At 71.3% G+C, this 19721-nt stretch carries 18 protein-coding genes and 1 pseudogene; 10 read left to right on the forward strand and 9 right to left on the reverse strand.

The annotated features are described in order from the left end of the window. Positions 1-2: 2 nt before the first annotated feature. From ACIQ6Y_RS21165 to ACIQ6Y_RS21185, 5 genes are read left to right on the forward strand one after another with little or no spacing between them, the layout of a single operon-like run. A complete protein-coding gene (locus ACIQ6Y_RS21165) occupies positions 3-1619 on the forward strand; it encodes a CocE/NonD family hydrolase (RefSeq protein WP_404041543.1) in 1617 nt (538 codons plus the stop codon). A 6-nt stretch (positions 1620-1625) separates the two neighbouring features. Further along, the gene (locus tag ACIQ6Y_RS21170; RefSeq protein WP_404041078.1) at positions 1626-2579 is read left to right on the forward strand and encodes an ABC transporter permease; all 954 of its coding nucleotides are present in this window, start codon (positions 1626-1628) and stop codon (positions 2577-2579) included. Continuing rightward, positions 2576-3442, forward strand: a complete 867-nt coding sequence (locus ACIQ6Y_RS21175; RefSeq protein WP_404041082.1) for an ABC transporter permease — start codon at positions 2576-2578, stop codon at positions 3440-3442. The genes ACIQ6Y_RS21170 and ACIQ6Y_RS21175 overlap by 4 nt, the downstream gene beginning before the upstream one ends. Further along, the gene (locus ACIQ6Y_RS21180; RefSeq protein ID WP_404041085.1) at positions 3439-4434 is read left to right on the forward strand and encodes an ABC transporter ATP-binding protein; all 996 of its coding nucleotides are present in this window, start codon (positions 3439-3441) and stop codon (positions 4432-4434) included. Before ACIQ6Y_RS21175 ends, ACIQ6Y_RS21180 begins: the two co-directional genes overlap by 4 nt. Continuing rightward, positions 4427-5215: an ABC transporter ATP-binding protein gene (locus ACIQ6Y_RS21185; RefSeq protein ID WP_404041088.1), complete on the forward strand. Its 789-nt coding sequence runs from the start codon at positions 4427-4429 to the stop codon at positions 5213-5215. Before ACIQ6Y_RS21180 ends, ACIQ6Y_RS21185 begins: the two co-directional genes overlap by 8 nt. A gap of 106 nt (positions 5216-5321) precedes the next feature. On the opposite strand, the gene ACIQ6Y_RS21190 is transcribed toward ACIQ6Y_RS21185, so the two are convergent. Together ACIQ6Y_RS21190 and ACIQ6Y_RS21195 are read right to left on the reverse strand one after the other, a co-directional pair. Beyond that, positions 5322-6770, reverse strand: a complete 1449-nt coding sequence (locus ACIQ6Y_RS21190; protein WP_404041091.1) for an amidase — start codon at positions 6768-6770, stop codon at positions 5322-5324. A 29-nt stretch (positions 6771-6799) separates the two neighbouring features. After that, on the reverse strand, positions 6800-8446 hold the full coding sequence (locus ACIQ6Y_RS21195; protein ID WP_404041093.1) for an ABC transporter substrate-binding protein: 1647 nt from the start codon (positions 8444-8446) through the stop codon (positions 6800-6802). Positions 8447-8677: 231 nt separating this feature from the next. Here ACIQ6Y_RS21195 and ACIQ6Y_RS21200 point away from each other — a divergent pair, with 231 nt between their 5' ends. Beyond that, positions 8678-9139, forward strand: a complete 462-nt coding sequence (locus ACIQ6Y_RS21200) for a DUF3237 domain-containing protein (RefSeq protein WP_404041096.1) — start codon at positions 8678-8680, stop codon at positions 9137-9139. A gap of 19 nt (positions 9140-9158) precedes the next feature. On the opposite strand, the gene ACIQ6Y_RS21205 is transcribed toward ACIQ6Y_RS21200, so the two are convergent. Next, positions 9159-9572 carry a MarR family winged helix-turn-helix transcriptional regulator gene (locus ACIQ6Y_RS21205; RefSeq protein ID WP_404041099.1) on the reverse strand — a complete coding sequence of 138 codons (414 nt, stop codon included), beginning with the start codon at positions 9570-9572 and terminating at the stop codon, positions 9159-9161. Between the two features lie 208 nt (positions 9573-9780). Here ACIQ6Y_RS21205 and ACIQ6Y_RS21210 point away from each other — a divergent pair, with 208 nt between their 5' ends. The 4 genes from ACIQ6Y_RS21210 to ACIQ6Y_RS21225 are packed head-to-tail and all read left to right on the forward strand — an operon-like array spanning position 9781 to position 13645. Further along, positions 9781-10692 (forward strand): SDR family oxidoreductase, encoded by a 912-nt coding sequence (locus tag ACIQ6Y_RS21210; protein ID WP_404041102.1) that lies wholly within the window; start codon positions 9781-9783, stop codon positions 10690-10692. A 1-nt stretch (position 10693) separates the two neighbouring features. Further along, entirely contained in the window at positions 10694-11581 is an 888-nt protein-coding gene (locus tag ACIQ6Y_RS21215) for an amidohydrolase family protein (RefSeq protein WP_404041105.1), read from the forward strand. Between the two features lie 11 nt (positions 11582-11592). Further along, entirely contained in the window at positions 11593-13134 is a 1542-nt protein-coding gene (locus tag ACIQ6Y_RS21220) for a long-chain fatty acid--CoA ligase (protein WP_404041108.1), read from the forward strand. Between the two features lie 52 nt (positions 13135-13186). After that, the gene (locus ACIQ6Y_RS21225) at positions 13187-13645 is read left to right on the forward strand and encodes a MaoC family dehydratase (RefSeq protein ID WP_404041111.1); all 459 of its coding nucleotides are present in this window, start codon (positions 13187-13189) and stop codon (positions 13643-13645) included. Between the two features lie 73 nt (positions 13646-13718). Here ACIQ6Y_RS21225 and ACIQ6Y_RS21230 read toward each other — a convergent pair. The 6 genes and pseudogenes from ACIQ6Y_RS21230 to ACIQ6Y_RS21255 form a co-directional block, all read right to left on the reverse strand. Further along, positions 13719-14697: pseudogene (locus ACIQ6Y_RS21230) on the reverse strand (aldo/keto reductase). Beyond that, positions 14694-15668 (reverse strand): Gfo/Idh/MocA family oxidoreductase, encoded by a 975-nt coding sequence (locus ACIQ6Y_RS21235; RefSeq protein WP_404041114.1) that lies wholly within the window; start codon positions 15666-15668, stop codon positions 14694-14696. Before ACIQ6Y_RS21235 ends, ACIQ6Y_RS21230 begins: the two are co-directional and overlap by 4 nt. Position 15669: 1 nt before the next feature. Then, entirely contained in the window at positions 15670-16977 is a 1308-nt protein-coding gene (gene ligA / locus ACIQ6Y_RS21240) for a protocatechuate 4,5-dioxygenase subunit alpha (RefSeq protein WP_404041117.1), read from the reverse strand. Positions 16978-17001: 24 nt separating this feature from the next. Further along, on the reverse strand, positions 17002-17919 hold the full coding sequence (locus tag ACIQ6Y_RS21245; protein ID WP_404041120.1) for an amidohydrolase family protein: 918 nt from the start codon (positions 17917-17919) through the stop codon (positions 17002-17004). A 2-nt stretch (positions 17920-17921) separates the two neighbouring features. Then, complete coding sequence (ligK, locus tag ACIQ6Y_RS21250; protein WP_404041123.1) at positions 17922-18611, reverse strand: 4-carboxy-4-hydroxy-2-oxoadipate aldolase/oxaloacetate decarboxylase; 690 nt, start codon at positions 18609-18611, stop codon at positions 17922-17924. 17 nt (positions 18612-18628) lie between these two features. Next, on the reverse strand, positions 18629-19666 hold the full coding sequence (locus tag ACIQ6Y_RS21255) for an amidohydrolase family protein (protein WP_404041126.1): 1038 nt from the start codon (positions 19664-19666) through the stop codon (positions 18629-18631). Positions 19667-19721: the final 55 nt, after the last annotated feature.

Raw genomic sequence — 19721 nt, forward strand, 5'->3', positions numbered from 1 at the left:
GCATGCGTGACGGCGTGCTGCTGGCCACCGATGTGTACGGCGCCGACCCGGGAGTGCCGGCGCCCACCGTGCTGGCCCGGGTGCCCTACGACAAGAACAGCCGGTACGTGTTCTTCGACCGGATCGCGGAGCGGTTCACGGCCCGCGGCTATGTGGTGGTGGTCCAGGACGTCCGCGGCAAGTTCCGCTCGCAGGGCCGGACGCTGGGCTGGACCGGAGAGGTGGACGACGGGTACGACACCATCGAGTGGATCACCCGTCAGCCCTGGTCCGACGGGATCGTGGGCATGTTCGGCGACTCGTACTACGGCTTCACCCAGTGGTCGGCGGTGGCCGCCCAGCACCCCGCCCTGCGCGCCATCGTCCCCCGGGTGACCTGCACCAACAACGGCCCGGGCATCGCGAGTTACGACCCCGGCTCCGGCCCGCAGCCCCCGTGGCTGGAGGGGACGACGTATCAGGCGCAGGTCTGGACGGACCACGACAGCTTCGAGTTCGACGTCGACCTGACCCGGCGGCCTGTCCTCGCGGCGTACGAGGAGGCGTTCACCGCGATCGGCAAGCGCTCGGCCGGCTTCGACCTCATCGTCGGTGGCATCCCGCTCGCCCCGTACAACGGCCCCCACCCCTACGACGCGCGGCCGGTACCCGTCCTGCACTGCGTCGGCTGGTTCGACAATCTCGGCATCGCCCATATGCGCGACGTCACCGAGCTGGCCCGGCGCCCCGGCTGGGCGGCCGTGCAGTATCTGATCGCCGACACGATCGACCACGAGAACTACTTCCTGGAGGACGCCCCGGTCCCGCCGGACGCCGACCACCAGCTCGACGACACCGCCCTGGAGCGCATGCTCGACTCCTACACGGGCCCCGCCGTCGAGTTCTTCGACGTCTTCCTCAAGGGCGTCGCACGGCCCGAGTCGCTGCCCCGGGTGCGGTGGAAGCTCGGCCACGTGGGCTGGCGCACGGCGTCCGCCTGGCCGCCGCCCGAGGCCACGCCGACCGAGCTGTACCTCGCTCAGGCGTCCGCCGCGGCCGGCCCGGTCCCCGGCGGAACGCTCGCCCGGCACCCGGCCGACGGCACGGAGTCGGTGCGATGGCGCTACGACCCGGACGATCTCGTGCCGTCCGCGGCGGCCGACACCTTCGCGCAACTGCGCGACCACGCCGACGAGCGCCGCACCCTCGACCGGGACGACGTCCTGGTGTTCACCGGCCCTGTCCCGGACGGGCCGCTCGACCTCGCCGGCCCGATCCACGCGATGCTGCACGTGGAGAGCACGACACCGACGTACGACGTCTTCGTCCGCCTCCTGGACCTGGCGCCGGACGGGACGGCGCGGCTGATCGTGCGCGGCTGCGCCCAGGCCGACAGGCCCGGGGAGGTGCGGATCGCCCTCGGCCACACCGGTTACCGCCTGCGACCGGGCCACCGTCTCGCGCTGATGATCGCGTCCAGCGACTTCCCCAACCACCTGCCCAACTCCGGCTCCACCCAGAGCCCATGGCTGACCACCACCCCGAAGGCCGGCCTGCAGACACTGCGGACCGGCTCCTCCCACCCCTCCCGTCTGAGTCTGACCGTGCTGCCCGCGAGCGGCGAAGAGCCGGGGAAGTGATCCGCGATGAGCCTTCGCTACGTCGCCACCCGGGCGGGCATGCTCGTCGTGACCGTGCTCATGTCCAGCCTGGCCATCTACGGCGCGATGTTCCTGACGCCCGGTGACCCCGCCACGCTGCTCGTCGGCGGCAGCCGCGACCCCGACCCCGCTGTACTGGCGCAGATCCACCGGGAGTACCACCTGGACGATCCGTTCGTGCAGGGCTACTGGCACTGGCTCGGCAACTGTCTGCGGGGCGACTTCGGGAAGTCGCTGGTCTACCGCGACTCCGTCGCCGGCCTCATCGGCGCCCGCGCGGGAGACACCCTCGCGCTCGTCGCCTACGCGGCCGTGCTCGTCCTCGCCGTCGGCACCGTCATCGGGACCGTCGCCGCTCTGCGCGGCGGCCGGATCGAGGCGCTGGCCACGACCGTGACCGCGGGGGCGATGGCGGTGCCGACCTTCGTCATGTCCGTGCTGCTCATCTGGCTCTTCGCCGTCAAGCTGCCCTGGTTCCCGGTCTACGGCTCAGGCGAGGGCTTCACCGGCACCCTGACGCATCTGACACTGCCCGCCGTCGCCCTGGCGATGACCTGGATCGGATACGTCGCCCAGGTGACCAGGACCGCGGTGCGAGCGGAGATGCGCTCGGAGCACGTGGAGACGGCACGCAGTCGCGGCGTACCCGAATGGACGGTGATCAGGAGGCATGTGCTGCACAACGCCTCAGGACCCGTCTTCGCGGTCTCCGGCGTCGGCATCGCGGGCCTCATCGCCACCGCGGCCGTTGCCGAGCAGGCGTTCGGCACGGGAGGGCTCGGCGCCCTGATGATCGAGGCCGCCGCCAAGCAGGACATGGCCGTGGTCCAGGCCGTGTCGCTGATCTTCGTGGTCGTGTTCGTCGTCATCAACACCACCGTCGACCTGGTCAGCGCCGTCCTCGACCCGCGAACCGCACAGAAGGGGGGCCTGCGATGACCGCCGCCCTGTTCTCCCGTTTCTCCCGTACCGCGCGCGAGCGGCGGACCACACGCCCCCGCGACCACCTGACGCTCGGTGCGGGTTGTGTCGTCGGCGTGTTCGTCCTGCTCGCCGTGCTCGGTCCGCTGCTCGCCCCGCACGACCCGCACGCCGTCGACCCGCTGAACGTGAACGCCGGGCCGACCGCCTCCCATCTCCTGGGGACGGACGACACGGGGCGCGACCTGCTGTCCCGGCTGATCGCCGGCACCCGTGCGAGCCTCGCCGCCCCCGCTGTGGTGATCGCCGTGTCCACCACGCTCGGCACCTTCCTGGCGCTGGCCGGGGCATGGTTCGGCGGCCGGCTCGACCGGCTGGTCTCGGGCGCCCTGGACATCGTGTTCGGCTTCCCCGGGCTGATCATGGCCGTCCTCGTCGCCGCCGTCTTCGGCGCCGGGCTCACCGCACCGGTCGTCGCCCTGTCGATCGCCTACCTCCCCCTGATCACCCGGGTCGTCCGCGCCGCCGCGGTCAAGGAACGGCACCTGCCCTACGTCTCCGCGCTCCAGCTCCTCGGCGCGCCCACCGCCCGCATCTGGCTCCGGCATCTGCTGCCGAACCTGCTGCCGCTCGTCCTCGTCCAGGCCACCATCGGCTTCGGATACGCCCTGCTCGACGTGGCCGCGATCTCGTTCCTCGGCCTCGGCAGTCAGCCTCCGGACCCGGAGTGGGGGCTGATGGTGGCCAACGGAGCCCCGTCCATCCTGGCCGGCCGGCCGCAGCAGTCGCTGTACGCGGGCCTCGCCGTCCTGACCGTCGTCGTCGCGTTCAACCTGCTCGGTACGGGACTGTCCCGACGTCTGCTCGGAGAGCACGCATGAGCCCGACTCCCCTGCTCCACATCGACGCACTGCGCATCGACCTGCCCCTCGACGGGGCCCTGCGGACCGTCGTCCACCGCGCCGACGTGAGCATCCCCGAGGGATCGGCAATCGCCCTGGTGGGCGAGTCCGGGTCCGGCAAGTCCCTGACGGCACGCTCCGTGATGGGCCTGCTGCCCGGCAGCGCCCGTATCGGCGGGGACGTGCTGTTCGCCGGGGAGTCCGTCCCGGCGATGCGGCCCGAACGCCTGCGTGCCTTCCGCGCCTCCGAGGTCGCCATGGTGTTCCAGGACCCCCGGGCCCACATCAATCCGGCCCGCAGCGTCGGGGACTTCCTCATCGAGGGGCTGACCACCGCACGCGGTGTCCCTGCCGCCGAGGCGACCCGGAAGGTCGTGGGCATCCTGCGGGAAGTCGGCATCCCCGACGCCGACCGGCGTATGCGGCAGCGGCCGCACGAACTGTCGGGCGGCCTGCTCCAACGCGTCATGATCGCCGCCGCGCTGGCCGCCGAGCCGCGCCTGCTGCTCGCCGACGAACCGACCACCGCGCTCGACGTGACCACGCAGGAGGAGGTGATGGCCATCATCACAGAAGCCCGCGAAGCCCGAGGGCTCGCCCTGCTGTTCATCACCCACGACCTGGAACTCGCGGCCGCCGTGTGCGACCGGGTGGCCGTGATGTACGCGGGCACGACCGTGGAGGAACTCCCCGCGGACCGACTGCGCCGAGGTGCCGCCCATCCGTACGCGCGCGCCCTGCTCGCCTCACGGCCTTCGCTCTCCGACAAGGGCGCGACGCTGCGGTCCATCCCCGGCAGGCCCCTGTCGGGATTCGAGGTGCCCGAGGGATGCGCGTTCGGCGACCGATGTCCCCGCGTCCAGGATCTGTGCCGCACCGACCGGCCGCAGCCGACTTCCACCGGTGACGCGACGGCGGCCTGTCACTTCCCCCATGCCGTCACCCCCGAGGAGGCCGGAAAGCATGCTTGAGATACGCAATCTGCGCAAGGAGTTCGGTGACTTCGTCGCCGTGGAGGACGTGACGTTCTCGCTGCCGGCGCGGGGATCCCTGGCGATCGTCGGGGAGTCGGGGTCCGGCAAGACGACCACCGCCCGCATGATCGCCGGACTGGAGAAGCCCAGCGGCGGACACATCGTCGTCGCGGGCGAAGAGCGCGGGCCCCGGCGGTCGAAGCCGGGCGAGCGCCGCGCCCGGGGCCAGCAGATCCAGATGGTCTTCCAGGACCCCTACTCCTCCCTCGACCGGCGTCAGCGCGTCGGTGACGCCGTCGCCGAGGCGGTCGCGCTGCACCGGCGACTGCCCGCGGACCGGCTCCGGGCCCGCGTGGCCGAACTGCTCGACATGGTGGGGCTGGACGACCGGCAGGCGCGTTCCCTGCCCAGGGCGCTGTCCGGCGGACAGCGCCAGCGCGTCGCCATCGCCCGCGCTCTGGCCACCGAACCGCGGGTGCTGATCCTCGACGAGGCCATCGCGGCCCTGGACGTGTCCATCCAGGCCCAGATCCTGGCCCTGCTCGCCCGCATCCGCGCGGACACCGGAACCGCCCTGCTGTTCATCACCCACGACCTCGGGGCCGTCCGGCACATCAGCGACGACGTGCTGGTGATGCGGGCCGGAAGAGTCGTCGAACACGGCCCGGTCGGGAGCGTCCTCGACGACCCCCAGGACCCCTACACCCAGCGCCTCATCGCCGCCATACCCAAGCCGGGGTGGACACCGCGCAGAAGGGCGAATACGGCTGCCGCCTGAGGCCCGTTGGGCGAAGCCGCCCCAGGCCGGGCAGAGCGAAACGGCGTGCCCCGGCAGTCTGTCGAGACTGCCGGGGCACGCCATCGATGCGTTCGGGAGCGGGTGGTCAGCCGGTGCGGGCCCAGGAGAGGGTCGGCCGGCTGCGCGGGGCGCGGGACTCGATCGCGGTGGCGACGTGCAGCAGCAGGTCCTCCTGGAAGCGTCCGCCGATCAGCTGCACGCCCGACGGCAGCCCGTCGCGCAGCCCGGTGGGCACGGAGACGGCCGGGAACCCGAGCACCGGGACCGCCTGCATCGGCCACTGCGCGGCCAACAGCTCACCGACACGGGTGTCGCCGGCGAGGTCCGCGTCCTGCTCGAACGGCGGCTCGGCGGTGACCGGCGTCAGCACGATCCGGTCATGGCCCAGGAACTGCTGGAGGCGGCTGATGAGGGTGCCACGGCGGGCGTAGCCGCGGATGTAGTCGGTGAGGGTGGGGTGTTCGCCCCAGATCTCCGCGGCGGCGGCGAAGGAGGAGGTGAGGGAGACGCGTACGCCGTCGTCACCGAACTGGTCGATCTCGGACATCATCGTCTTCAGCTCCTGGTAGAGCAGGAGCGACCACAGCCGGGCCGCCTCGCCGAGCAGGGGAAGCTCGACCTCCTCCACCTCGTGGCCGGCCTCGGCGAGCCAGCGGGCCGCGTCGTCGACGGCGGCGTCCACGGTGGGGTGGGGCTTGGCCGTTCCGGCGGCGCGCACGAGGGCGACCTTCACCCGGCGCGGCTCCCCCAGCGGCGGGCGCACCGGAAGGCCCACGGGGTCGGTCAGATCGGGCGTCACCATGGCGTGCAGACCGAGGCGTACGTCGTCGACGGTCCAGCCGATCGGTCCGTGGACCGCCATGGTCTGGAACGACAGGGGGCTGTCGAACTCGACGGCGCCGCGCGGTTCGACCCCGGAGACGAGGCCCATGGTGGGGCGGAGCCCCACGGCGCCGCAGCAGTAGGCCGGGAAGCGGACGGAACCGCCGATGTCGTTGCCCTGGGCGAGGGGGGTCATGCCGGCGGCGACGGCCGCGGCGGCACCGCCGGAGGAGCCGCCGGGCGTGTGGCCGGGATGCCACGGGTTGAGGGTCCTGCCGTGCAGGTCGTTGGCGGTGAACCAGCGCACGGCGAAGGCGGGGCTGTTGCTGCGGCCCATCAGGGTCGCTCCGGCCTCGCGCAGTGCGGCGACGCAGACGGCGTCCTCCTGGGCGACGGCGCCGGCCCAGGCCGGGACGCCGTGCGAGCTGGCGTATCCGCGCTGCGAGGTGTTGATCTTCGTGGAGACCGGGACGCCGAGCAGCGGCGGCAGGTCCCCGCCCGCGACGACCGCGGCGTCGGCGGCCGCGGCCTGGGCGAGGGCTTCCTCGGGCCGGATGTCCACGAGGGCGTTGAGCGCCGGGTTGGTCGCCTCGATGCGCGCGAGGAACGCCTCTGCGACCTCGGTCGCCGAGAAGGCTTTGGCGCGGATTCCGGCGGCCAGGTCGGCGGCCGGGCGGTCCCACAGCGGGGTGTCGGCCGGGGCGTCGGTCATCGTCGTCTCCTGATGCGAAGGGGTCGCGGTCACTTGTCGGTACCGCCGAGGTGGGCGGCCCACGGCATGCCCATGTAGGCGAAGGAGGCCGGGGCGCCGCTGAGGCGCTTGTTCATGAACATCCGCTCGTGCGTGGTGGCGAGGTACACCGCGGGGACGGTGGGGGTGAAGAGGGCCTGGGCCTCGCCGTACGCCTGGGCGGACGCCACGGGGTCGGAGGAGGTGCGGGCCCGGTCGAGCAGCCGGGTCACCTCGGGGTTGTCGTAGTGGGTCCAGTTGAAGATGCCACGCGGGTCGACCATCTCGGCGACGTAGGACGACGGGTCCGGCATGGTGACGTATCCGAAGGTGAGGATGAGGTCGAGTCCCTCGCGGACGGAGGGGTCGTAGAAGAGCGAGGACATCTCGGCGGGCTGGAGCTGCTTGATCTCGATGGCGACACCGATCCTGTCGGCCGCGGCCTGGATGAACGTCAGTGCCTGGAGTCCGCGCTGGTCACCGGCGGGGATGGCGGCCACCAGCGGACGCGGGACGGGACCGGCCTCGGCGACCAGTCGCTTCGCCTTCCGCTCGTCCGGCTCGGGGACGGCGGGCAGGGCCGCGTAGGCGGCGTCGAACTGGGCGGCGGCCCTGTCCCCGCGCCAGGTCAGCGGCGGGACGAGCGACTTCAGGGTGGTGGCGTCACCGCCGAAGACGTTCCTGATCAGGGCGTCGCGGTCGATGACCAGGGACAGGGCGTCCAGCAGTCTGCGGTCGGCGGCGGGCGAGTCGGCGTGGCCGGGGATCAGCAGAACGTTCTGCGTCGAGGGGCCGAGATACACGGTGCCGCTGTCGGCCTTGCCGAGCGCGGTCGCGCTGCTGGGCGGCAGTTCGTAGGTGCCGTCCACCTCACCGGACAGCAGCGCGCCGGTCAGTGTGTTGTTGTCGGTGATGAACCGGAACTCGACCTGGCGCGCCTTGGGCTTCAGCCCGGTGTCCCAGTAGGCGTCGTTGCGTTCCAGCGTGATGCTGCCGCCGGACTTCCATGACCCGAGCTTGAAGGGGCCCGTGCACATGAGGCCGCCCTTCGCCGTTCCGTAGGCGGGGCCGGCCTTCTCGGTGTACGTCTTCTCGCTGACCGCGCCGAACGACGTGGACAGGGCCTTGGTGAGTGTCTGGTCGTAGCCCTTGGTGCGCAGGGTGACCTGGTGGGGGCCGGTGGCCCGGATCGACGTCACGGAGGCCAGGTAGTTGCCGTACAGGGCCTGGGTTCTGGGGTTCCGCTGCCGCTCCAGGCTGTGGATCACGTCCTGGGGTGTCATGGGCTCGCCGTCCCAGAACTCGACGTCGGAGCGCAGGTCGAGCACGAGGGTGCGGTCGTCGGTCCAGGTGACCTTCCGGGCGAGCCCGGGGCTCAGGGAGAAGTCCGCGTTCATCCGGGTCAGGGTGTCGCAGAGGTTGGCCTCGACCGTCTGGGGCGAGTAGTCGCCGATCTTGGCGGGGTCCAGCGTCGTCGGCTCTCCGTAGGGCAGTGCCCAGGTCACGCGGTCCAGCTCGGAGCTGCCGGGGGTGGTGGAGGTGGTGAGACGGCCGGGCGTGGGTGCCCGGCCGCTGCCGTTCGACGAGCCGGTGCAGGCCGTGGCGGCCAGCAGTCCCACGCTCGTGAGCACCGTCAGCACCGATTTTTTCGCAGCCATGGCTGATGCTCCTTGCCGAGAGGAGTGAGAAGGAGGAGGGGTGGGGGTGGGGGACGCTCGACATGGGGGAACGCCTGAGAACGCCTGGGAGGCCTGAGAACGTCGACGAGCTGTCGTAAACGAACGTCATATAACGCTGTTGCATCTCACGCTGGCATCTGGTGAGCTAACGCGTCAAGAGCAAGACGTGACCGTCTCGCGCATCAACCCTCACCGAAGCGGAGAACCGCCATGCCTTTCACACCCGCCCTCGAGTTCGTCTTCGAGATCCGCGCCGAGGTGTCCGACACCCTGCACATCGGCCACGGTGACGGCGAGGTCACCGAGTTCACCCCCATCGTCGGGGGCAGCGTGGACGGCCCCCGGCTGCGCGGGACGGTCCTTCCCGGCGGAGGCGACTGGAGCAGCACCCGCGGGGAGGTCTGCGAGCTGGAGGCCCGCTATCTGATCCAGGCGGAGGACGGCGCCGTGATCGACATCGTCAACCGCGGCTACTACCGGCCCAGGCCGGACGCCCCGGACCAGTTCGACGGGGACGTGCAGGTCTCCGAGGCCGGTCACTACTACCGCACGTCCCCGGTCTTCCGCACGGACGCCCCCGCCCACCGCTGGCTCGCGGAGACGGTCTTCGTCGGCCTCGCCCGCCCGGACGGCGACGACGCCGTCGTCATCCGCATGTACGCGCTGAAGTAGCGCCCCCCGAACCGCCCACCTAGGACAGCGATCGCCACGCCGCGTTCAGCGCCTCGCGGAACGTGGCGATCTGCTCCGGGTTCAGGTCGGCGACCATCGACTCCTCGAGCCGGCGCGCCGGTTCGGCGTACTCGGCGAGCAGCCGCCGCCCCGGGGCGGCGAGCAGGATGAGGCGTTCGCGGCGATTGGCGGGGTTGGGCTCGCGGTGGATCAGGCCGCGGCTATCCAGCGCGCGGACCATGTCGGCCATGGACTGGGCGGTGACGAAGGAGTCCCGGGCGAGCTGCGCCGCGGAGATGCCGTCGTGCCGCTCCAGCACGGTGAGGGCGGTGTACTGCAGCGCCGTGATGCCGGCGGGCTTGAGCAGCTCGTCCAGGCGGGCGCGCACCGCCAGCTCCGTTCTCTTGACCAGGTAGAGCAGTGAGGCGCTCACGTTCAGCCTTTCGCGACGGCGGATGTCCGCAGGGTGCGTGACCCTGCGCCGGGCGCCGCCGGGTGGCGGCCCGGCCCACTCTAGGCCGTTGACAGGAATCCTGTTGATCCCCAGACTGCATTCATCAGGATTCCTGTCGATCCCGGCATGTGCCGGCCCGTCGACACCCCCTTTTCCCTCTTTCTCGCACCTACGAGAGGCACCTCTCATGGACCTTCAGGGCAAAGTCGCCGTCGTCACCGGCAGTGGACGCGGTCTCGGCCTTGCGTACGCCCGGGCCCTCGCCGCGGCCGGCGCGGCCGTCGTCGTCAACGACGTCGACCGGGCCGTCGTCGACGCCGCCGTCGACTCGATCACGTCGCTGGGCGGCACGGCGACCGGTGTGGTCGCGGCGGTGGGCGACAGCGAGACGGCCCAGCGGCTGGTGGACACGGCGGTGGGTGAGTTCGGGCGGCTGGACGTGCTCGTCACCAACGCGGGCATCCTGCGCGACCGTGTGCTGTGGAAGATGACCGACGACGACTTCGACGCCGTCGTCCGCGTCCATCTGCGCGGCACGTTCACCTGCGCCCGGGCGGCGGCCGTCCGTATGCGGGAGCAGGGCACGGGTGGCCGGCTCGTGCTGATCTCCTCGCCGGCCGGCCAGCGCGGCAACTTCGGCCAGACCAACTACGCCGCGGCCAAGGCGGGCATCGTCGCCATGGCCCGGACCTGGGCCATGGAGCTGGGCCGCGCGGGCATCACCGTCAACGCCGTCGTGCCCGTCGCAGCCACCGAGATGACCAAGACCATCCCGGCGTTCGCGCCCGTCATCGAGGAGGCCGAGCGCACCGGCAAGCCGCTGCCGGACTGGCTGCGCAAGGACGAGGGCCTCGGCACCGTCGAGGACGTCGCCTCCCTGATCACCTTCCTGGCCTCCGACGCCTCCGCATCGGTGACCGGCCAGGCGATCGGCATCGGCGGCGACAGGCTGGCGCTGTGGGCGCACCCGAAGGAGAAGGCGGTCGCCTTCGCCGACGGCGGCTGGAGCGCCGACGCGATCGCCGATCACTGGCCGGGTGGTGTCGGCGCCGAGCCCGAGACCTACGGCATCCCCGCGCCCAAGGCCCCGGAGGCGTGAGATGGGCGACCTCGCGCTCGACCTCGACCGGCTGACCGCCATCGACGTGCACACCCACGCGGAGATCTCCAAGGACGGTCACGGGGCGCTGAGCCCGGAGTTGTTCGGCGCCTCGGAGAAGTACTTCAAGGCCCACGGTCACCGGCAGCCGACCATCGACGAGATGGCCGACCACTACCGCGAACGCCGCATGGCGGCCGTGGTGTTCACCGTCGACGCCGAACACGCCACCGGGCACCCGCGGATCTCCAACGAGGAGATAGCGGAGAACTGCGCGGCCCACGCCGACGTCCTGATCCCGTTCGCCGGCATCGACCCGCACAAGGGACGCGCGGGGGTCCGGGAGGCCCGGCGCCTGGTAGCGGACCACGGCGTACGCGGGTTCAAGTTCCACCCCAGCATCCAGGCGTTCTCCCCCGACGACCGGCTCGCCTATCCGCTGTACGAGGCCATCGAGGAACTCGGCGTCCCCGCGCTGTTCCACACCGGCCAGACCGGCATCGGCGCAGGTGTCCCGGGCGGCGGCGGCATCCGGCTGAAGTACTCCGACCCCATGCTGGTCGACGACGTCGCCGTCGACTTCCCCGAGCTGCGGATCATCCTCGCCCACCCGTCCTTCCCCTGGCAGGACGAGGCCCTGGCGGTGGCCACGCACAAACCGCACGTGTACATCGACCTGTCCGGCTGGTCGCCGAAGTACTTCCCGCCGCAGCTCGTGCGCTACGCCAACACCCTGCTCAAGGACAAGGTCCTCTTCGGCTCCGACTACCCCGTCATCACGCCCGACCGGTGGCTGGCGGACTTCGACGGGCTCGACATCAAGCCCGAGGTCCGGCCGAAGATCCTCAAGGAGAACGCCGCCCGATTGCTCGGTCTGCTCACGGACTGAAGGAGCCGTTCGTGTTGAACCAAGGCATCGGTTCGTGGCCGGCCCGCCGGGCCCGCAAGACGCCCCACCGCGTCGCCGTCGTCCACGACGAACACACCCTGACCTACGGCGAGTTGCACCGGCGCGTGCTGCGCCTCGCCCACGCCCTGCGCGCCCTGGGCATCGGACACGGGGACCGGGTCGCGTATCTGGGCCCCAACCATCCGGCGTTCCTGGAGACGCTGTTCGCCGCCGGGGCGCTCGGGGCGGTCTTCGTCCCGCTGAACACCCGGCTCGCCGCCCCGGAGCTGGCGTACAACCTGGTCGACTCGGGCAGCACCGTGCTCGTCCACGCGCCGGAGCAGGCCCAGGCCGCCCGCGCCGCGGCCGAGGAGGCCCGGGTTCCGCACCGCATCGCGCTCGACGGGCCCGGCGAAGGCGCCCTCGGCTACGAGGAGTTGCTCGCCCACGGAGCGACCGGACCACTGGACGAGACCGTGGCGCCGGAGGACCCCTGCATGATCATGTACACCTCCGGCACCACGGGCCGCCCCAAGGGCGCGGTCCTCTCCCACGCCAACATCACCTGGAACAGCGTCAACGTCCTGGTCGACACCGATCTGGCCGGCGACGAGGTGACTTTGGTCGTGGCGCCGCTGTTCCACACCGCCGGCCTCAACATGACGTGCCTGCCCACCCTCCTCAAGGGCGGCCGGGTGGTGCTGCTCGGCGCCTTCGACGCCGAGCGCGTACTGGAGACCGTCGAGCGCAAGCGCGTGACGTACATGTTCGGCGTCCCCACCATGTACGACGCCATGGCCGCACAGCCCCGGTGGGCGACGACGGACCTGTCCAGCCTGCGCACCCTCAACTGCGGCGGCGCACCCGTGCCCGCGCGCACCATCGCCACGTACCTCGCCCGCGGGCTGGCCTTCAGCCAGGGGTACGGCATGACCGAGGCGTCCCCCGGGGTGCTCTACCTGGACCGGGAGCAGACCTCGGCCAAGGCCGGTTCCGCGGGGGTGCCGCACTTCTTCACCGACACGCGTGTGGTGCTGCCCGACGGCAGCGAGGCCGGACCCGGAGAGCGCGGCGAGATCCTCGTCCACGGCCCCCACGTCATGACCGGCTACTGGGGCCGGCCCGAGGACACCGAGGCCGCCTTCACCGACGGCTGGCTGCGCACCGGCGACATCGCCCGCACCGACGCCGACGGGTACGCCTACCTGGTCGACCGGGCCAAGGACATGTTCGTCTCGGGCGGCGAGAACGTCTACCCGGCCGAGGTCGAGGACGCGCTCCTCACCCACGGGGCCGTCGCCGAGTGCGCGGTCATCGGTGTGCCCGACCCGGTCTGGGGGGAGGTCGGCCGTGCCGTCGTCGTCCTTCGGCCCGACGCCCGCGCGGACGAGGAGGACATCCTCGGGCATCTGCGGGGCCGGCTCGCCAAGTACAAGATCCCCAGGTCCCTCGTCGTGACGGAGTCCCTGCCCCGTACGGCTTCCGGGAAGATCATCAAGCCCGCCGTGCGCGACACCTACGGCACCGGTCCGGCCGAGCGCCCCCACCGGTGACAGACGACTCAGACACGACCGATCGCTGCCTGTCCCCTCGAAAGGAACCCTCATGCCCACCGTCGCCCACGGCCTCGACGGCCTCATGTCCCTCAGCGGTGCCGACCTCGGCCGCACCGAATGGCGGGAGATCACCCAGGACCGGGTGAACACCTTCGCCGACGCCACCGACGACCACCAGTGGATCCACACAGACCCGGAGAAGGCCAAGGACGGGCCCTTCGGCGGCCCCATCGCCCACGGCTACCTCACGCTCTCCCTCATCATCCCGCTCTTCGGCGAGCTGCTCGGCATCACCGGCATGCGGATGAGCGTCAACTACGGCCTGGACAAGGTCCGTTTCCCCAGCCCCGTCCCCGTCGGCGCGAAGATCCGCCTCCACGGCGTCGTCGGCACGGTGGAGGAGGTCAAGGGCAACGGCGTGCAGATGCCCCTGACGTTCACCGTCGAGGTCGAGGGCAGCGACAAGCCGGCCTGCGTGGCCGAGGCCGTCTACCGCCACTACGCCTGACGTGAGTCAAGAGCTGAGGCACCGTCACCTGCCGTGGCGGTGCCTCAGCTCTTGATCAGGGCACGCCTGAAAGTCAGCCCGCACGGCCGCAGCGTTCGGTGTCGATCTCGGTGAGGGTGGCCTCGGGGTAGCGGGCTCCGTGGACGGTGGTGGCGTTCAGCACCCGTCCTGCCGCGGCGAGAGCCTCGCCAGGTACGTCGATGTCCAGGGTCGCCAGGTTCTCCCGCAGGTGGGCGGCCGACCGGGTCCCGGGAAGGGCGACCACGTGCGGCCCTCGGGAGAGGACCCAGGCCAGGGCCAGCTGCGGGAGGGTGAGGCCGGTAGTGGCGGGCGTCGAAGCGGGGCATGGCCCGGCGGATGTCCCCCGCGGGAAGGGCGTCGAGGTCCGGGGGCGCCGAGGTGAGGAAGCCGCGGGCCAGCGGGCTGAACGCCACCAGGGCGACGCCGAGTTCGCGGGACGCCGCCAGGGTGCCCTCCTCGGGATTGCGCGACCAGAGGCTGTACTCGTTCTGCAGCGCGGCGATCGGATGCACGGCGTGCGCCCGGCGCAGCGTACGGGCGGACACCTCGGACAGACCGAGGGCCCGCACCTTCCCGGCCCCGACGAGCTCGGCCATCGCCCCGACGCTCTCCTCGACGGGGACCTGCCGGTCCAGGCGGTGCAGATAGTAGAGGTCGATGACGTCGGTGCGCAGCCGGGCCAGCGCCTCGTCGGCCGTACGCCGGATCGTCTCCGGCCGGCCGTCGATGACGCGCTTGCCGTCGACCCCGGTCATCCCGCACTTGCTGGCCAGCACGATCCGGTCCCGGTGGCCGGCGAGCACCCGGCCGACCAGCTCCTCGTTGGCGCCGAAGCCGTAGAGGGCGGCGGTGTCGAAGAGCGTGACGCCCTCCTCCACCGCCGTCAGGAGCAGTTGGCGTGCCGCCTGCGGCGCAGGCGGGACGCCGTAGGCGTGGCTGAGGTTCATGCAGCCCAGGCCGATCGCCGGTACCTCGAACGGCCCGATCCGGCGCGGCGGCCGGCCCGGACCGGCCGCCGGTGCCGTGCTCACGCGCCCGACGCAGCCTGGAGCTGCTTCTCGAGGTCGGCCAGCGTCCGGTAGCAGGGCATCACCTGGGCGATGGAGGAGTTCGGCTCGCGGCCTTCCCGGATGGCGGCGACGAACTCGCGGTCCTGCAGTTCGATGCCGTCCATCGAGACATCGACTCCGCTCACGTCGATCGGCTCGTCCTTGCCGGTGACCAGGTCGTCGTACCGGGCGATGTAGGTGCCGGTGTCGCCGATGTAGCGGAAGAAGGTGCCGAGCGGGCCGTCGTTGTTGAAGGACAGCGACAGGGTGCAGATCGCGCCGTTCTCCGCGCGCAGCTGGACGGACATGTCCATCGCGATGCCGAGCTCGGGGTGGATCGGGCCCTGGAGGGCGTTGGCCTGCACGATGGGCGAGCCGGTCTGGTGGGCGAAGAGGTCGACGGTGTGCGCGGCATGGTGCCACAGAAGGTGGTCGGTCCAGGAGCGGGGCCGGCCGAGGGCGTTGAGGTTGGTGCGGCGGAAGAAGTAGGTCTGCACGTCCATCTGCTGGATGCGGTACTCGCCGGCCTGGATCCGCTGCCGTACCCACTGGTGGCTGGGGTTGAAGCGGCGGGTGTGTCCCACCATCGCGACCAGGCCGGTGCGCTGCTGTGCCGCCAGGCACGCCTCGGCGTCGGCGAGGGATGCGGCCAGGGGGATCTCGACCTGGACGTGCTTGCCCGCGTCGAGGCAGGCCAGGGTCTGCGCGGCGTGCATCGGCGTGGGGGTGGCGAGGACGACGGCGTCGATGTCGTCCATCGCCAGCACCTCCTCCAGGGTCGCGACGCCGCGGCCGACGCCCTGTTCCGCGGCGAACTTCCGCGCGCTGTCGAGGTCCCCGCTCACGACGGCGGCGACCTCGACGCCCTCGATCCGCTGGAGCGCGGCGGCGTGCTTGGCGCCGAAGGCGCCGCCTCCGGCCAGGGCGATGCGGACGGTCTGCTGGTCAGTCATGTCACTCCTTCACGGCGGGTTCCGGGTCCCGCGGCTGGTTCTCCAGGATCAGATGCCCGACGGCCGTGTTGGACGCCGGCACATGGTAGAAGCGGTGCTTGACCTCGATGTCTCCCGAGCCGTCGAGGTCGCTCAGCGCCCCGCGGGCGATCAGCCACATCACCAGCTCGATACCCTCCGAGCCCGCCTCCTCGACGTACTCCAGGTGCGGCACCTGCGCCAGACCGGCCGGGTCCTCGATCAGCCGGTCGAGGAAGGCGTTGTCCCATGCGCGGTTGATGAGGCCGGCGCGCGGGCCCTGCAACTGGTGGCTCATGCCGCCGGTCCCCCACACCTGGACCTTGAGCGGTTTGTCGTAGGACTCGATCGCTCTGCGCAGCGCCCTGCCGAGGTGGAAGCACCGGGCGCCCGAGGGCACCGGGTACTGCACCACGTTGACGTGGAACGGGATGACCTTGCACGGCCACTTCTCGACGTCCCCGAACATCAGCGACAGCGGGACGGTCAGGCCGTGGTCGACGGCCATCTCGTTGACGAGGGTGAGGTCGAAGTCGTCCCTGATGAGCGAGTGGGCGATGTGCGCGGCCAAGTCGGGATCGCCCTCGATGCCGGGGACGGGCCGGGGTCCGTAGCCCTCGTCGGCGGCGGGGTAGGCGGCGCCGGTGCCGAGCACGAAGGTCGGGATCAGCGACAGGTCGAAGGACGTGGCGTGGTCGTTGTAGACCAGGAAGATCACATCGGGGAGGTTCTCCTTCTCCCACTCCTTGGAGAACTCGTACCCCTCGAAGACCGGCCGCCAGTACGGTTCGTCGGTCTTGTCGTGGTCCATCGCCGCGCCGATCGCCGGTACGTGCGAGGTGAAGACCGCGCCGGTGATCGTGGCGTGCTCGGCCGGCGGTGCCGGGTCGGCGTACGCCGCTTCGAGTACGGCGTGGTCGATGCGGTTGCCCTCGACCGAGCGGCCGCCGCCGGCCATCATGGCGCGGTACTCCTGTTCGGTCATGCCGGTCATCGAGCCCGCCATCTGCTGGAACGAAAGTCCCAGCGTGGCACCCCACTTGGCGAGGAAGTAGATGTTGCCGCCCTCACGCATGGCGGCGTTCAGGTCACGGTCGAGGAGCGCCCGCTTCTGCTCCTCCCGCAGTGGCCACGCGTCCAGGTAGGCCCGCTCGTCGGCGAGGTAGAGCGCGCGGTTCTCCGCGGTCATCAGCGACATGCAGAACTGGTTGAGGTGATAGCCCTTGGCGGACTGCTCGGCGTCGAAGACGGTCGTCCCGGGGACGAGTTTGTAGGTCTTGTCCAGTGACATGGTGGAACTCCGATCGGGAGGCGGTCAGCGGACGTCCGGCCAGTACAGGCGCATCGGGTTGGTGACGAGGAGCTTCTCCTGCAGCTCGGGGGTCGGCGCGATGTGCGGGACGAAGTCGACGAGCAGGCCGTCGTCGGGCATGTGGGCGGTGAGGTTCGGGTGCGGCCAGTCGGTGCCCCACAGCACCCGGTCGGGGAACTCCTGGACCACGCGCCGGGCGAAGGGCACCACGTCGCGGTAGGCGTGCTGTTCGCCGTCGAGGGCCGGCGGGCCGCTGACCGACAGCCGCTCCGGGCAGGTCACCTTGCACCAGATGTCCGGCCTGGCCCGCAGGAAGTCCAGGAACGCCTCGAACTCAGGGCCGTGCAAGTCCTTGGTGACATCGGGCCGGCCCATGTGGTCGACGACCAGCGGCAGCGGGATCGACAGGAGGAAGTCGCGCAGGCCGGCGAGGTCGGCCGCCTCGAAGTAGACGACGACGTGCCATCCGTACGGCGCGATCCGCTCGACGACGTCCCACAGGTCCTGCCGCGGTGCCGCGTCGACGAGCCGCTTGACGAAGTTGAACCGCACGCCGCGGACACCGGCCTCGTGCAGTTCCTTCACCTGGGTGTCCGAGATCCCCGGCCGCACGGTCGCGACTCCCCTGGCCAGGCCGCCCGAGGCCCGCAGGGCGTCGAGCATGGCACTGTTGTCGGCGCCGTGGCAGGTCGCCTGGACGACGACGTTGCGGGCGAAGCCCAAGTGGTCGCGCAGCGCGAAGAGTTGTTCCCTGGACGCGTCGCAGGGGGTGTACTTCCGCTCGGGGGCGTACGGGAACTCGGCGCCCGGGCCGAAGACATGGCAGTGCGCGTCGACCGCGCCCTCGGGCACCTGGAAGCGGGGTCGGCTCGGATCGGCGTACCAGTCCAGCCAGCCGGGGGTCTTCTCGAAGTCCGTCATCGTCAGTCCTCGTAGCGCAGGCCGAGCTCGGCCAGCGGGCCACGCATGCCGTACAGGTCCAGGCCGAGCTCGCCCGCGCGGAACCGCGCGCGCTTGGCCTCCTCTTTGGCCTCGCGCCTGGCCGCCTCCTCGGCGACCTCGGCGGCCCGCTCGCGGGGTACCACCACGACGCCGTCGCGGTCCGCCACTACGACGTCGCCGGGCCTGACCAGGGCGTTGGCGCACACCACCGGTACGTTGACCGAGCCGAGGGTGGCCTTCACCGTGCCCTTGGCGTGGACGGCCCGGGCGAAGACAGGGAAGTCCATCTCCTCCAGCTCGGCGACGTCCCGCACACCGCCGTCGATGACCAGGCCTGCGCATCCCCGGGCGCGGAACGAGGTGGCGAGCAGTTCGCCGAAGAAGCCGTCCTCGCTCTCGGTCGTGCAGGCCGCGACCACGATGTCGCCCTCCTGGATCTGCTCGGCGGCGACATGCAGCATCCAGTTGTCGCCGGGCTGCAGCAGGACGGTCACCGCCGTGCCGCACAGGCGGGCCTTCGGGTGGACGGGGCGCAGGTAGGGGCGCATCAGGCCCGCCCGGCCCATGGCCTCATGGATCGTCGCCACACCGAACGCCGACAGGGCGGCCACGGCCTCGGGGGCGGCGCGGGTGATCGACGTATGGACGACACCGATCTCGGCGTGCTCCATGGTTGTTCTCCTGGGGGTCAGTGGCGTACGGCGCCGCGGCGGGCGGCGAGTCGGTCGGCGAGTCGGGGGTAGACGCGCAGGGCGTTGTCGCAGTAGACGGCGGCTCGTTGCTCGTCGGAGAGGTTCGCGGTGGCCGCGACGTACCGCTTGGTGTCGTCGAAGTGGTGGCCGGTGCCCGGGTCGATGTCCCGGACCGCGCCGATCATCTCGCTGGCGAACAGCAGGGAGCGGCTGGGGATCACCTGGGTGAGCAGGTCGATGCCGGGCTGGTGGTAGACGCAGGTGTCGAAGAAGACGTTGTCCAGCAGCGTCTCGGGGTCCGGCCGGCCCAGTGCCATGGCCAGTCCGCGGAACCGGCCCCAGTGGTAGGGCACCGCGCCGCCGCCGTGCGGGATCACGAACCGCAGCGTCGGGAAGTCGGCGAACAGGTCGCCCTGGAGCAGCTGCATGAACGCCGTGGTGTCGGCGTTGAGGTAGTGCGCGCCGGTGGTGTGGAAGGCCGGGTTGCAGGACGTGCTGACGTGGATCATCGCGGGGATGTCGTACTCGGCCATGGCCTCGTAGACCGGGTACCAGCTGCGGTCGGTCAGCGGCGGCGCCGTCCAACTGCCGCCCGACGGGTCGGGGTTGAGGTTGATCGTCACCGCGCCGAGTTCCTCGACCGCACGGCGCAGCTCGGGCAGACAGGTCGCGGGGTCGACGCCCGGGGACTGCGGCAGCATCGCACCCATCGCGAAGCGGTCGGGGTACAGCGTGCTGACGCGGTGGACGAGGTCGTTGCAGATCCGCGCCCACGCCGAGGACACCGCGAAGTCACCGATGTGGTGGGCCATGAAGCTGGCCCGCGGCGAGAAGACGGTCAGGTCGCTGCCGCGCTCGTCCATGAGCCGCAGCTGGTTGTCCTCCACGGCCTGACGCAGGTCGTCGTCCGTGATGACCAGGTCGTCCGGGTCGGGCGCGTCCTCGGGGTGGCCGACCGCCGCCACCTGACGGTCCCGCCACTGTGCCAACTGGGGCGGTGCGGTGGTGAAATGCCCGTGGCAGTCGATGATCACGTGTTCTCTCCTGGTGGGTCGCCGTCGTCGGAGGCGGAGCCGGTGGGTCGCGGGC

This window comes from Streptomyces sp. NPDC096205, assembly GCF_044763135.1.
Lineage (GTDB): Bacteria > Actinomycetota > Actinomycetes > Streptomycetales > Streptomycetaceae > Streptomyces.

Excerpts from the sequence above, each read along its gene's own strand:
- ACIQ6Y_RS21195 (WP_404041093.1), bottom strand. The coding sequence starts at position 8,446 with ATGGCTGCGAAAAAATCGGTGCTGACGGTGCTCACGAGCGTGGGACTG.
- ACIQ6Y_RS21215 (WP_404041105.1), top strand. The coding sequence starts at position 10,694 with ATGGGCGACCTCGCGCTCGACCTCGACCGGCTGACCGCCATCGACGTG.
- ACIQ6Y_RS21225 (WP_404041111.1), top strand. The coding sequence starts at position 13,187 with ATGCCCACCGTCGCCCACGGCCTCGACGGCCTCATGTCCCTCAGCGGT.
- ACIQ6Y_RS21210 (WP_404041102.1), top strand. The coding sequence starts at position 9,781 with ATGGACCTTCAGGGCAAAGTCGCCGTCGTCACCGGCAGTGGACGCGGT.
- ACIQ6Y_RS21200 (WP_404041096.1), top strand. The coding sequence starts at position 8,678 with ATGCCTTTCACACCCGCCCTCGAGTTCGTCTTCGAGATCCGCGCCGAG.
- ACIQ6Y_RS21170 (WP_404041078.1), top strand. The coding sequence starts at position 1,626 with ATGAGCCTTCGCTACGTCGCCACCCGGGCGGGCATGCTCGTCGTGACC.
- ACIQ6Y_RS21185 (WP_404041088.1), top strand. The coding sequence starts at position 4,427 with ATGCTTGAGATACGCAATCTGCGCAAGGAGTTCGGTGACTTCGTCGCC.
- ACIQ6Y_RS21245 (WP_404041120.1), bottom strand. The coding sequence starts at position 17,919 with ATGACGGACTTCGAGAAGACCCCCGGCTGGCTGGACTGGTACGCCGAT.
- ACIQ6Y_RS21175 (WP_404041082.1), top strand. The coding sequence starts at position 2,576 with ATGACCGCCGCCCTGTTCTCCCGTTTCTCCCGTACCGCGCGCGAGCGG.
- ligK (WP_404041123.1), bottom strand. The coding sequence starts at position 18,611 with ATGGAGCACGCCGAGATCGGTGTCGTCCATACGTCGATCACCCGCGCC.
- ACIQ6Y_RS21165 (WP_404041543.1), top strand. The coding sequence starts at position 3 with ATGCGTGACGGCGTGCTGCTGGCCACCGATGTGTACGGCGCCGACCCG.
- ACIQ6Y_RS21180 (WP_404041085.1), top strand. The coding sequence starts at position 3,439 with ATGAGCCCGACTCCCCTGCTCCACATCGACGCACTGCGCATCGACCTG.
- ACIQ6Y_RS21190 (WP_404041091.1), bottom strand. The coding sequence starts at position 6,770 with ATGACCGACGCCCCGGCCGACACCCCGCTGTGGGACCGCCCGGCCGCC.
- ACIQ6Y_RS21235 (WP_404041114.1), bottom strand. The coding sequence starts at position 15,668 with ATGACTGACCAGCAGACCGTCCGCATCGCCCTGGCCGGAGGCGGCGCC.
- ligA (WP_404041117.1), bottom strand. The coding sequence starts at position 16,977 with ATGTCACTGGACAAGACCTACAAACTCGTCCCCGGGACGACCGTCTTC.